Source organism: Sphingomonas sp. Leaf5 (assembly GCF_001421155.1).
Classification (GTDB): Bacteria; Pseudomonadota; Alphaproteobacteria; order Sphingomonadales; family Sphingomonadaceae; genus Sphingomonas.
In genome coordinates, this window is the sequence record NZ_LMJZ01000020.1 from 152,171 (window position 1) to 164,537 (window position 12,367).

The 12,367-nt window shown below is 66.0% G+C and carries 15 protein-coding genes; 13 read left to right on the top strand and 2 right to left on the bottom strand.

Translation table 11 applies throughout. The annotated features are described in order from the left end of the window. Window positions 1-197: 197 nt before the first annotated feature. The 3 genes from rplU (at window position 198) to ASE50_RS13220 (ending at window position 1,514) form a co-directional block, all read left to right on the top strand. On the top strand, window positions 198-524 hold the full coding sequence (gene rplU / locus ASE50_RS13210) for a 50S ribosomal protein L21 (RefSeq protein ID WP_055999926.1): 327 nt from the start codon (window positions 198-200) through the stop codon (window positions 522-524). Between the two features lie 22 nt (window positions 525-546). Continuing rightward, window positions 547-816: a 50S ribosomal protein L27 gene (gene rpmA / locus ASE50_RS13215; RefSeq protein WP_055999929.1), complete on the top strand. Its 270-nt coding sequence runs from the start codon at window positions 547-549 to the stop codon at window positions 814-816. Window positions 817-971: 155 nt separating this feature from the next. Then, a complete protein-coding gene (locus tag ASE50_RS13220) occupies window positions 972-1,514 on the top strand; it encodes a GNAT family N-acetyltransferase (RefSeq protein WP_200909547.1) in 543 nt (180 codons plus the stop codon). A 621-nt stretch (window positions 1,515-2,135) separates the two neighbouring features. Here ASE50_RS13220 and ASE50_RS13225 read toward each other — a convergent pair. Together ASE50_RS13225 and ASE50_RS13230 are read right to left on the bottom strand one after the other, a co-directional pair. Beyond that, the gene (locus tag ASE50_RS13225) at window positions 2,136-2,333 is read right to left on the bottom strand and encodes a hypothetical protein (RefSeq protein ID WP_056401227.1); all 198 of its coding nucleotides are present in this window, start codon (window positions 2,331-2,333) and stop codon (window positions 2,136-2,138) included. Between the two features lie 39 nt (window positions 2,334-2,372). Continuing rightward, on the bottom strand, window positions 2,373-3,221 hold the full coding sequence (locus ASE50_RS13230; protein ID WP_056401230.1) for a metal-dependent hydrolase: 849 nt from the start codon (window positions 3,219-3,221) through the stop codon (window positions 2,373-2,375). A gap of 47 nt (window positions 3,222-3,268) precedes the next feature. Here ASE50_RS13230 and ASE50_RS13235 point away from each other — a divergent pair, with 47 nt between their 5' ends. The 10 genes from ASE50_RS13235 (at window position 3,269) to ASE50_RS13280 (ending at window position 12,358) form a co-directional block, all read left to right on the top strand. Further along, entirely contained in the window at window positions 3,269-3,850 is a 582-nt protein-coding gene (locus tag ASE50_RS13235; RefSeq protein ID WP_056401235.1) for a TetR/AcrR family transcriptional regulator, read from the top strand. Continuing rightward, a complete protein-coding gene (locus ASE50_RS13240; protein ID WP_056401459.1) occupies window positions 3,850-4,338 on the top strand; it encodes a GNAT family N-acetyltransferase in 489 nt (162 codons plus the stop codon). The genes ASE50_RS13235 and ASE50_RS13240 overlap by 1 nt, the downstream gene beginning before the upstream one ends. Window positions 4,339-4,377: 39 nt before the next feature. Then, entirely contained in the window at window positions 4,378-5,424 is a 1,047-nt protein-coding gene (gene obgE, locus ASE50_RS13245; protein ID WP_056401243.1) for a GTPase ObgE, read from the top strand. Then, window positions 5,409-6,572 (top strand): glutamate 5-kinase, encoded by a 1,164-nt coding sequence (gene proB, locus ASE50_RS13250; protein WP_056401245.1) that lies wholly within the window; start codon window positions 5,409-5,411, stop codon window positions 6,570-6,572. The genes obgE and proB overlap by 16 nt, the downstream gene beginning before the upstream one ends. A 5-nt stretch (window positions 6,573-6,577) precedes the next feature. Beyond that, window positions 6,578-7,468 (top strand): SDR family oxidoreductase, encoded by an 891-nt coding sequence (locus ASE50_RS13255; RefSeq protein WP_056401462.1) that lies wholly within the window; start codon window positions 6,578-6,580, stop codon window positions 7,466-7,468. A 33-nt stretch (window positions 7,469-7,501) separates the two neighbouring features. Next, complete coding sequence (locus tag ASE50_RS13260) at window positions 7,502-7,747, top strand: acyl carrier protein (protein ID WP_056401247.1); 246 nt, start codon at window positions 7,502-7,504, stop codon at window positions 7,745-7,747. 31 nt (window positions 7,748-7,778) lie between these two features. Beyond that, entirely contained in the window at window positions 7,779-9,038 is a 1,260-nt protein-coding gene (gene spt, locus ASE50_RS13265) for a serine palmitoyltransferase (RefSeq protein ID WP_082439010.1), read from the top strand. Between the two features lie 182 nt (window positions 9,039-9,220). Next, window positions 9,221-10,414, top strand: a complete 1,194-nt coding sequence (gene lptF / locus ASE50_RS13270; protein WP_200909548.1) for an LPS export ABC transporter permease LptF — start codon at window positions 9,221-9,223, stop codon at window positions 10,412-10,414. Beyond that, a complete protein-coding gene (lptG, locus tag ASE50_RS13275; RefSeq protein WP_056401250.1) occupies window positions 10,414-11,505 on the top strand; it encodes an LPS export ABC transporter permease LptG in 1,092 nt (363 codons plus the stop codon). Before lptF ends, lptG begins: the two co-directional genes overlap by 1 nt. 94 nt (window positions 11,506-11,599) lie before the next feature. Further along, on the top strand, window positions 11,600-12,358 hold the full coding sequence (locus ASE50_RS13280) for a sterol desaturase family protein (protein ID WP_056401253.1): 759 nt from the start codon (window positions 11,600-11,602) through the stop codon (window positions 12,356-12,358). Window positions 12,359-12,367 lie beyond the last annotated feature (9 nt).

Consider the following 12,367-nt stretch of genomic DNA (forward strand, 5'->3'; position numbering starts at 1 on the left):
GACATTTTCTGGCGCAACCCTACGCCATATGGCGTAACACGATTGTCACGCGCCTGTTGCCGCGCCGCAACATCGGTTTCGCAGGCGAATCGTCGGTTCGGCATTGACAGGGGCGGCTCGCTTGCCTAGTCACGATCCACTTGCCGTGTGGGGTATCTCCACGCGGACATATCGTATTTGGGAAAGAAGCAAGGGCCATGTTCGCAATCGTGCGCACGGGCGGCAAGCAGTATCGCGTTGCCGCAGGAGACAAGATCGTCGTCGAGAAGCTCGATGGCGAAGCTGGCAGCAACGTGACGCTCGGCGACGTGCTCCTTGCCGGCGAAGGTTCGGAACTGAAGTCGGTCGAAGGGCTGACGGTTTCGGCGGAAATCATCGCGCAGGCGAAGGGCGAGAAGGTCATCGTCTTCAAGAAGCGCCGCCGGCACAACTACCGTCGCAAGAACGGTCATCGCCAGCAGCACACCATCCTGAAGATCACCGCGATCGGCGACCAGCGCGCCGACGAAACCGCCGCCGCCTGAGCGCATACGAGGAGTTTGAACCATGGCACATAAAAAAGCAGGCGGTTCGTCGCGCAACGGTCGTGATTCGGCCGGCCGTCGCCTTGGCGTGAAGAAGTTCGGTGGCCAGGAAGTGGTCGCGGGCAACATCATCGTGCGTCAGCGCGGCACGAAATTCTATCCGGGCGTGAACGTCGGCATGGGCAAGGACCATACCCTGTTCGCACTGGTCGATGGCCGCGTGGCGTTCAAGGAAGGCAAGCTCGGCCGCAAATTTGCGTATGTCGAGATGCCGGCGCTGGCCGCAGAATAACGGGCTACCAACCGGGTCGCCCACCAGGGTGACCCGGGTTCCGGCAACGGAACCAGCCAACAAGAGGGAGGCGGGTCACCCCGGCTCCCTTTTTTATTGCTCTCTCCGGCCCCTGCCCGCCTCTTGCGGAGGCGCGGCGCATTGGAGAGATGCCGATGTTCGCCCGTACCCAACGCCTGACCCTGCGCCCCGGCTGGATCGAGGACGCCCCCGCACTTGCCGCCGCGATCGGGCATGAAGCTGTCGTCCGCAATCTGTCGCGTGCGCCGTGGCCGTACACGCTGGCCGATGCGGAGGCGTTCGTGGCCGGATGGCAGGGCGATCCCGGTCCGAACTTCCTGATCTTCGCCCATGATGGTGGCCGCTGCGACCTGATCGGCGGGGTCGGGATCGGTCCGCTCGGCGATGTTCCGCACATGATGGGATATTGGCTGACACCGTCGGCATGGGGCCGCGGCTATGCCGTCGAGGCGGGACGTGCCGCGCTCGACGTCGCGGCGACGCTGGGCATCGGTCGGGTCGTGGCCGGACATTATGTCGACAACCCGGCGTCGGGCGCGGTGCTGCGGCGGCTGGGCTTCGTCGCGACAGGCACGCGCAGTTCGATCCATGCGCGCGCACGCGGCGTCGATGTCGAGACGATCGACTATGCGATCGACCTGGCCGAGCGGCGACAGGATCGGCGGCTGGCGGCCTGAAGCGCACGGAACGCTCGCGCCGTCCGGCTGGTTGATGGCGGACGGCGCTGCTGCCGCATGAGAGGACGCCCGCGATGATCGATCCCGACACGCCCGAGCAGGAAGAAATGGAAGACGTACAGGAAGAAGCCGCCGAGGAACGCGAGGAAGAGGGCGGCTATCAGTAATCCGGCGGAGGCGGATGCCCGGCGCTGCACGGTATCCGCCTCGACCCGCTTGATCCATGGGTTCTTGGGTTCGCAATAGCCGCCCCGGCCGTCGGGACAGGTGGTAGCTTGGCGTAGCTTCAGGTTCGCAACTTCCACGCTGGTATGATGGAATCGAAGTTCGTTTCCTTATCGTCACCCCGGGCCTGACCGAGATCTCTGCGGAAATAGAAAGCTTGACCAAAGACCCGCCGTACCCCCGCGCAGGCGGGGGTCCAGGGTTCCAAGCGCAGGCCGTTGTTCTGCTTGGCTCTGGACCCCCGCCTGCGCGGGGGCCGGAGATCGGTACTTTCGCAAAGATTTCGGCTTGACCCGGGGTCCCGCTTCTTTCGCGCAGTCAACCAAGGACAGCGGGATCCTGGGTCAAGCCCGGAATGACGATATCAATGGTACGGTACCAGTCACACGCGCATCCCTACCCCTCCAACAGATCGAGATAACCGACCACGTCGTTGCTCGTCTGCAGGTACAAACCAGCCTGTACTTCCGCCGGTTCGCGCGCCGCTGCGGCCATTGCTTCGGCGAGCGTGCCGTACAGGATGGTCGTCGCGACGCCGCCTTCATCGTCGAGGTGATAGAGGCGGACCGCCGCTGCTTCCGATACCGTTCGCATCGGCCTGTCCTGCCCCGGCGGTCTCGCCGGAGCAAGCGGTCAGGCGCGCGCCAGCCGGGCCGCTTCGAATTCGCTATCGACCAATCCGATCAGTTCGCGGTCGTCATGGTTCCATGGATGAAAGCCCGGCAGGAAGAAGGCGAGGTACATGCCGAGCACCTTGCGCGCCATGCCGGGGCGGCCAAAGGCATAGGCGAACAACCGCCATTTCACGCCCGCGCCACGGAAACCGTCCTGCGCCAGCAGGTCGAGCATTCCCGCCGAGCGTCCGCGAAAGAATTTGCCGGTGACGATCAGCATCACCAGCGCCTTGACCCGCCAGCGTTTGAACCGGGTCCAGTGCCGCGTGGCGTGGAGCCACGTGTCATAGGCGACGCCCTTGTGCTCGATCTCCTCGATCGCATGCCAGCGCCACAGATCGGCGGCAGCCTGATCGCCGCCGGCGAGATGCGCAGGGTTGGCGACCAGTTCGTGGGCGAGGATCGCGGTGAAATGTTCGAGGCACATCGTCGCCGCCAGATTGGCGATCGGCGGCCTGCCACGGGTGATCGCCAGTTCATGGTCGACCCGTGCCTCCAGCCGCGACACGTCATACCCCTGATCGGCGACATGGCGATTGAACGCCAGATGCTCGCGGGTATGGATCGCTTCCTGCTTCACGAAGGCGCGGATTTCGGCGGCGAGACGCGGCGGCACGTCGTCGCGATACTGGCGGACACTGTCGATGAAGAACCCCTCCCCCTTCGGAAAGGTCACCGACAGCGCATTGTAGAAGGCCGTGGCGATCGGATCGTCGTTGAGCCACCACCGGCGATACCCGCCGTCGCGCCCGAAGCGCACGTCGCGCGGGGTGATCGTCAGATCATCGGGAGTCTTTGCTTTCGCCACGGTTCTGCTCCAACTGATGCCATGCCAGATGCTGACTACTTACAGATATGTCAATAGCGCGTCGTCGCCTGTCGCCCGAAGCGTCGCGCGACGCGGCGCTCGATGCCGCCCGCGACCTGTTGATCGAGGCCGGGCCGCAGGCGGTGACGCTGAAGGCGGTCGCAACGCGGATCGGGCGGACCCACGCCAATCTGCTCCACCATTTCGGGTCGGCATCGGGGCTGCAAAAGGCGCTGGCCGAACGGATGGCGACGACGATCACCGCGACGATCGGCGCGGCGGTGCTGCGCGCACAGGATGGCGATCACGATCCGCGCGAGGTGGTCGATCTGACCTTCGACGCGTTCGACCGGGAGGGTGCCGGCGCGCTGGCGAGCTGGATGATCCTGTCGGGCAATGACGACGCGCTCGACCCGATCCTCGATGCGATCCACGCGCTGGTCGACCGGCTGGGCAGCGAACAGGCGCTGAGCGGCATGCCGCTGGCCGAGGAAACGTTGCAGCTGGTGCTGATGGCGCTCGGCGACGCCTTGCTCGGCGGGGCGATGGCGAAGGCGCTGCGGTTGCCGCGCGACAAGGCACGCGACCTGGCGGTGCGCAGCCTGATGGCGGTGCGGGCGGGCAGTTGATACCGGTCCGTCCGGCGGTAGCGAGCGATGCGGAAGCGATCGCGGACATCCTCGTGCCGATCGTCCGGGCGGGGGAGACCTATGCCCTCGACCGTGACATCACGCCGGAACAGATCCTCGCCTATTGGCACGCGCCGGGCAACAGCGTGTTCGTCGCCGAGGTCGATGGCGCGGTGCTCGGCAGCTATTTCTGTCGGGCGAACCAGGCCGGCGGCGGACGGCATGTCGCCAATTGCGGCTATGCGACCGATGCCGCAGCGACCGGGCGCGGGATTGCGCGCGCGATGGCGGTCCATTCGTTGGCGCATGCGCAGGCGGCGGGGTTTCGGGCGATGCAGTTCAACTTCGTGGTCGCGAGCAACGTCCGTGCGGTTCGGCTGTGGCGGTCGCTGGGCTTCGAACAGGTCGGGTGCCTGCCCGGCGCGTTCGAGCATCCGACCCTGGGCGAGGTCGACGCCCTCGTGCTGTACCGGCGACTTCGACCATAGCCCCTTCCCCCTTGCGGCGAGTCCGACTAAGCGGACGAAATGCATTTTCTCGATCAAGCCAAGATCTTCGTCCGGTCGGGCGGGGGCGGCCCCGGTGCCGTCAGTTTTCGCCGTGAAAAATTCATGGAATATGGCGGCCCCGACGGCGGCAATGGCGGCAAGGGCGGCGACATCATCTTCGAAGCGGTTCCCGGGCTGAACACGCTGATCGACTTCCGCTATACCCAGCATTTCCGCGCACCGCGCGGATCGGGCGGATCGGGGTCGAACCGGACCGGTCCGGGCGGGCGCGATCTGGTGATCCGCGTGCCGGTGGGGACGCAGGTGCTGGCGGAGGACAAGGAAACCGTCCTTGCCGACTTCACCCGTGCCGGCCAGCGCGAGGTATTCCTGCGCGGCGGCGATGGCGGGCGCGGCAACGCCAGCTACAAGACCTCGACCAACCGCGCGCCGCGCCAGCACGGCACCGGCTGGCCGGGTGACGAGGCGTGGGTCTGGCTGCGGTTGAAGCTGCTCGCCGATGCCGGGCTGGTCGGGCTGCCCAATGCCGGCAAGTCGACCTTCATCAACGCGGTGACCAATGCGAACGCGAAGGTCGGCGACTATGCGTTCACCACCACCCGGCCGCAGCTGGGCGTGGTCAGCCACAAGCAGCGCGAGTTCGTGATCGCCGACATCCCCGGCTTGATCGAAGGCGCGGCGGAAGGGGCCGGGATCGGCGACCGGTTCCTGGGGCATATCGAGCGGTGCCGGGTGCTGCTGCACCTGATCGACAGCCATGTCGACGATCCGGTCGCGGCGTACCGGATCGTGCGCGGCGAACTGGAGAATTACGGCGCGGACCTTGCCGACAAGCCCGAGGTGATCGCGCTGAACAAGGCCGATCTGCTCGATGAGGAACTGACCGCCGCGCTGATCGCCGAACTCGAGGCCGAAAGCGGTGCGAAGGTGCTGCCGCTGTCGGGCGCGACCGGACAGGGGCTGGAGGCGGTGCTCGACCGGCTGATCGAAGCGATCGGCCCGAGCGAGATGCACGCGCAGGACACGGGCGACGACGAGGAACCGCCGATATGGTCGCCGATCTAGGTGCAACCAACTCCTCCCCGCCCCGCGGGGAGGACTGCTTCTCTCCGAAAAACTGCCCCCGGCTGATCGTGAAGGTCGGGTCGGCGTTGCTGGTCGCGTCGGACGGACAGGCGCAGCGCGAGTGGCTGGCGTCGCTGGTCGCGGATATAGCCGTGCGGGTCGCGGCCGGGCAGCAGATCGTGATCGTGTCGTCGGGTGCGATCGCGCTCGGCGCGCGGCGGCTGGGGCTGCCCAAGTGCGGTCGCGCCAGTCTGGAGGACGCGCAGGCGGCCGCCGCGACCGGGCAGATCGCGCTGTCGAGCATCTGGGCCGAACTGCTCGCCAGTCACGGGCTGACCGCGGCGCAATTGCTGGTGACGCTGGACGATCTGGAGGATCGCCGCCGCTATCTGAACGTCTCGGCGACGCTCGGGCGGTTGCTGACGCTGGGCGTGGTGCCGGTCGTCAACGAGAATGACAGCGTCGCGACCGAGGAAATCCGGTTCGGCGACAATGACCGTCTTGCCGCCCGGGTCGGCGCGGCGGCGCGCGCGAACGGCGTCTTACTGCTGTCTGACATCGACGGCCTGTACGATTCGAACCCGCACAGCAACCCGAACGCCCGGCTGGTCCGCCATGTCGCGCAGATCGATGCGGCGATCATGCGCATGGCCGACGGCACATCGTCATCGGGCATGGGATCGGGCGGGATGGTGTCGAAGGTGGAGGCAGCCCGGATCGCGACCGCCGCCGGGGCGAACCTCGCCATCGCCAGTGGCCGGATCGACCATCCGCTGGCGACGTTCGGGGAGACGGGCCACGGCACCGTTTTCGCCACCGCCGGCAACGCGCCGGCGCGCAAGGCATGGCTGTCGGGCGGGCTGACCGATCGCGGGGCGATCCGCATCGATGCCGGCGCGGCCAGGGCGCTTGCGACCGGGCGCAGCCTGCTGGCGGCTGGCGCGATCGGTGTCGAGGGCGATTTCGTCCGGGGCGACCTGATCCGTATTATCGACGCCGACGACCGCACCATCGCGCGCGGGCTGGTCGAATATGATGCCGGCGAAGTCGTCCGCATCGTCGGCCGGCGCAGCGACGAACTGACCGACCTGCTCGGCTATGCCCCGCGATCGGCGCTGGTCCATCGCAACCATATGGCGCTGCTGTGAAGACGATGGCGCTGACCGGCGGGACCGGTTTCGTCGGGCGTCGCGTGATCGCGCAGGCCATCGGCCAGGGCTGGCACGTCCGCGCACTGACCCGCCGGGCCCAGCCTGCCGAGCCGAACGTCAGCTGGGTACGCGGAGCGCTCGACAAGCCCGCCAGCCTGACCGAACTGGTCGCGCAGGCCGATGTCGTCGTCCATGTCGCCGGCGTGGTAAGCGCACCCGACGTGGCCGGCTTCACCGCCGGCAATGTCGCGGGCACGCGGGCGATGCTCGACGCGGCGCAGGCGGGCAATGTCCAACGGTTCGTCCACGTCTCCTCGCTGTCGGCCCGCGAACCGCAGCTTTCCACCTATGGCGCATCGAAACGGGCGGGCGAGGACCTGATCGCGGCCAGCGATCGCGACTGGACGATCGTGCGGCCGACCGGGGTGTACGGGCCGGGCGACATGGACATGCGGGACATGTTCCGCATGGCGCAGAAGGGGCTGGCGCTGCTGCCGCCGCCGGGGCGGGTCGCACTGGTCGCGGTCGACGACCTTGCGCGGCTGCTGCTGGCACTGGCCGACAGCGATGGTCCGCGCGCGATCCTAGAGGTCGATGACGGCAACCCGATGAGCCATGCCGAGCTTGCCCGGATGATCGGCGACGCCGTCGGCCAACGGGTGCTGCCGATGCATCTGCCGGCGGGGCTGTTGCGGCTGGGTGCCCGGCTCGACCAGACCTTGCGCGGGACGGCGGCCAAGCTGACCGAGGATCGGGCGCGCTATCTGGTCCATCCCGACTGGACCGCCGACCCTGCTCGGCGTCCCCCCGCCTCCCTGTGGGAACCGCGCATCGCGACGGCCCGCGGGCTTGCCGACACCGCGGCATGGTATCGCGCGCACGGTCTGCTATAGCCCCGGCCAAACCCGCATTTTGGAAAGACCCGCATGAGCGACCGTGCCGCCACCCTCGCCACCATCACCGGCCTGATCGACCCGTTCAACAAGAAGGGGGTCGCGCTGACCGAGGCGACGACCTTTGCCGGCGATCTCGAATGGGACAGCCTGACCGTGATGGACTTCGTTGCGGCGGTGGAGGACGAATTCGACATCGTCATCACGATGAACATGCAGGCCGATATCGAAACCGTCGGCCAGCTGGCCGATGCCGTCGAAAAGCTCAAGACCGCCTGATCACCCCGCCCGGCCCCGAAAGACCGAACCGATGACCGAAGCCGCCGCCACCGCCCACGCCCCGCCCGAGTCGCCCGAAACCGTGGCACCCGAACGCGACCTGATGAGCAAGTTCGATCCGCTGATCGCCGAACGCGAGGCGCTGCTCGCCACCGGGGTGCGCGATCCGTTCGCGATCGTGATGGACAAGGTGACGTCGCCGACCCAGGCGGTGATCCGCGGCAAGGACACGATCCTGCTCGGCACCTATAATTACATGGGCATGACCTTCGACCCCGACGTGATCGCGGCGGGCAAGAAGGCGTTCGACGAGTTCGGATCGGGCACCACCGGCAGCCGGGTGCTGAACGGCACCTACGACCCGCACAAGGATTGCGAAGCGGCGCTGCGCGAATTCTATGGCACCGACCACGCCATGGTCTTTTCGACCGGCTATCAGGCCAATCTGGGCATCATCTCGACGCTGGCCGGCAAGGGCGAATATATCATCCTCGACGCGGACAGCCATGCGTCGATCTATGACGGCTGTTCGCTCGGTAATGCCGAAATCGTGCGGTTCCGCCACAATTCGGTCGAGGATCTCGACCGGCGACTGGGTCGACTGCCCAAGGAACCGGGCAAGCTGGTCGTGCTGGAAGGCGTGTATTCCATGCTCGGCGATATCGCGCCGCTGCCCGAAATGGTCGCGGTCGCGAAGAAGCACGGATGCATGGTGCTGGTCGATGAAGCCCATGGCATGGGCTTTTTCGGTCCCAATGGCCGCGGCGTGTATGAGGAACAGGGCGTCGAGAAGGACGTCGATTTCGTCGTCGGCACTTTCTCGAAATCGGTCGGTACCGTCGGCGGTTTCTGCGTGTCGAACCATCCCAAGTTCGACGTGATGCGGCTGGTATGTCGCCCCTATGTGTTCACCGCGTCGCTGCCGCCCTCGGTCGTCGCGACCGCCGCCACGTCGATCCGCAAGCTGATGCATGCCGGCGACAAGCGCGCGCATCTGTGGCGTAATTCGAAGCGGCTGCATGGCGGGCTGAAGGACCTCGGTTTCAAGCTCGGCACCGATACACCGCAATCGGCGATCATCGCCGTGATCCTCGAAGATCAGACACAGGCGGTCGCGATGTGGCAGGCGCTGCTCGATGGCGGGCTGTACGTCAACATGGCCCGCCCGCCCGCGACCCCGGCGGGTACGTTCCTGCTGCGCTGTTCGCTCTGCGCCGAACATAGCGCCGAGCAGGTCGAGACGATTCTGGGCATGTTCGAGGCGGCCGGTAAGGCGGTCGGCGTTCTCTAAATCCTCCCCGCTCGTGGGGAGGGGGACCATCGGCAGGATGGTGGAGGGGGTTTGCGGCACGCGCAACCTTGGCGTTCGCCGCCCGCCCCCTCCACCACCGCTGCGCGGCGGTCCCCCTCCCCGTGCCGGGGAGGATCGCTAAGGACTAGCTTCCCTCCGCACCTTCGCTATAGCCTTCGCCCATGCCATCGATCGATCGCTACATGGCCCGGCTGATCGCGGTGCCGCTATTCTCCACGCTGCTGATTTCGGCGATGCTGCTCGTCCTCGACCGGATGTTGCGGCTGTTCGATTTCGTCGCGGCGGAGGGCGGCCCGGTCAGCGTCGTGTGGCGGATGCTGGCGAACCTGCTGCCCGAATATCTGGGGCTCGGCATCCCGATCGGGTTGATGCTCGGCATCCTGCTCGCCTTTCGCAAACTGGCCACGTCGTCCGAACTGGACGTGATGCTCGGCGTGGGCATGAGCTATTGGCGGCTGCTCCGCGTCCCGTTCATCTACGCCACGATATTGGCGGCGGCGAACCTCGCCATCGTCGGCTATGTCCAGCCGCTGGCGCGCTATAATTACGAAGCGTTGCGCTTCGAACTGCGTACCGGCGCGCTCGGTGCGTCGATCAAGGTCGGCGAATTCACCAAGCTCGGCGAGCGGATGACGCTGCGGATCGAGGAAAGCCGCGACTCCGGGGCCGATCTGCGGGGCATCTTCGTGCAGGCGAGCCGTCCCAACGGCCAGTGGCTGGGCGTCACCGCCGAACGGGGCCAGTTCCTGCGCACCGATGATCCCAATACGATCATCTTTCGCCTGACCAACGGCACACTGATCCACAACGCCCCCGATTTCCGCGTGCCCCGCACGCTGACCTTCACCGCCCATGATCTGCCGATCAATCTGCCCAAGTTCGGCAATTTCCGTCCCCGCGGCGGGCGCGATCTCGAACAGACGCTGCCGCAGCTGGCCATTGCCGGCCACAATCCGAAAGTCAGCGAAGAGGATCGCGACGCCGCGCGCGCGAATTTTCACTTCCGGCTGGCGGAGGTGGCGACGATGTTCCTGCTGCCGATGCTGGCGCTGGCGCTGGGCGTGCCGCCGAAACGGTCGTCGTCGGCGCTGGGCGTATTCCTGTCGATCGTGATGATCGTGACCTATCACAAGATCAACGAATATGGCGAAGCGGTCGGCGGGCTGGGTCGGATCGATCCGATCATCGCGCTGTGGGTGCCGTTCCTGCTGTTCGCGGCGCTGGTGTTCCGCCTGTATTGGGTGATCGCGCGCGTGCCGGGCGGCGAACCGATCGGCGGTCTGGAACGGGGTGCCGCCAAGATCGGCAAGTTCATCGGCCGCTATCTGCCCGGCCGGCGCAAGGCCGCCGCCTGATGCGCGCCATCTTTCCCTCGACCACGGTCGCGATCTACATGGCGCGGCTGTTCCTCGTCCGCACCTTCGCGATCCTGTTCGCGCTGGTGCTGGTGCTGCAGGCGCTCGACCTGTTGTCCGAAAGCGGCAAGATCCTTGCCCAGCCGGGTAACGGCCAGGCCGAAATCCTCCGCTACATCTCGCTGCGCGCGCCGCAGATCGTCGCGCGGTTCCTGCCCTTCTCGGTGCTGCTCGGTACGATCCTGACGCTGACCCAGCTGAACCAGAATAGCGAGATCATCAGCCTGAAGGCCGCTGGCCTGTCGGCACATCAGGTCCTTGCCCCGCTGATCCTCGCCAGCTTCGGCGTGGCCGCGCTGTCGTTCGTGTTCAACGAACGGGTCGTGGCGCGGGCGACGGCGACGCTGACCGTGTGGGACGATGTCGATTACGGACCGATGCCGGTCGATCGCGGCGACCGCACCAATGTGTGGGTTCGCGACGGCAATAACCTGATCCAGGTGGCCCGCGTGGCCGGGCGCGGCGAACAGACCCGGTTGCGCGGGATCACCGTCTATAACCGCGAAGGCTCGTCGCTGCGCGAACTCGTCACCGCCAGCAGCGGCTGGCGCGAAAACGGTGCGTGGCGGATCGAGAATGCCGAACGCTTCACCGTCGTGACCGGAGTCCGCGAACGGCTGGGCACGTTGCGCATCGCCGGTGGCGTGCGCCCGGACCAGTTCACGCTCCAGAATGTCGACCCCGACGGCCTGTCCTTCGCCCAGTTATCGCGCGCGATCGACGATCTGGTCGAGGCCGGCCGCCCGACCAAGGCGCTCGAAGGCGCGCTGTGGCACAAGCTGTCAGGACCATTGTCGGCGGTGCTGATGCCGTTGCTCGCCGCGGTCGCCGCGTTCGGCGTCGCGCGGTCGGGAAAATTGTTCGTGCGCGCAGTCATTGGCATGGCGCTTGGCTTTACCTATTTCGTGGCGGATAATTTTGCGTTGGCGATGGGCAACCTTGGTGCCTATCCGCCGTTCCTTGCGGCATGGGCACCGTTTCTGCTGTTCTTCCTGATCGGCGAGGCGGTGCTGATACGAACCGAGGAATGACGCAGGATCGTCGTACTTTGGCCGCAAATCATCCCCAGATGCGGACGATGCGCGGTTGCGCCCGGTAGGTGAATGAGTTGAGGAAGTTGGCCCGATGAACGCGATCACCGAGAAGCAGGGCTTCTGGAAGAAGTCGCACCATCTCGACAAGATGACCTTCAGGGAACTTGTCGGCGCGTATTTTCAGTATCCGGCGATCATCGCGTATATCGCGTTGTCGTTCGTCGCGATCGGTCTGTTCGTTTGGTCGCCTGCGCCGTTGGTGCCGACGCTGGTATCGGTCGGGGTCGCGATCGTCGCCTATCCGCTCGTGTGGTACGTGCTGCACCGCTGGGTGCTGCATTCCAACTGGATGTTCAAGATCTCTCCGCTTGCCGCGACGTGGAAGCGGATCCATTACGACCACCATCAGGACCCAAATCACCTCGAGGTGCTGTTCGGTGCGCTGCACACGACCCTGCCCGCGATCGCCATCGCGACCGCGCCGATCGGCTATCTGATCGGCGGGTTCGGCGGTTCGATGGCGGCACTGGCGACCGGTCTGCTAACGACCTGCTTCTACGAATTCTGCCATTGCATCCAGCATCTGGCCTACAAGCCGAAGAACAAGCTGCTGATCGCATGGAAGCGCAAGCACATGGCGCATCACTTTCATGACGAGCACGGCAATTTCGGCATCACCAACTTCTTCTGGGACAAGGTTTTCGGGACGCACTACGAACGGTCGGAGCGTCCGGAAAAGAGCGCGACGGTCTTCAACCTAGGCTATACCGAGGATGTCGCAAAGAAATATCCCAAGGTTGCCGAATTGTCGGGTGGTGTCGCCAAGGGGCACCCCCGCTATCGCGGATGACCGATTTGT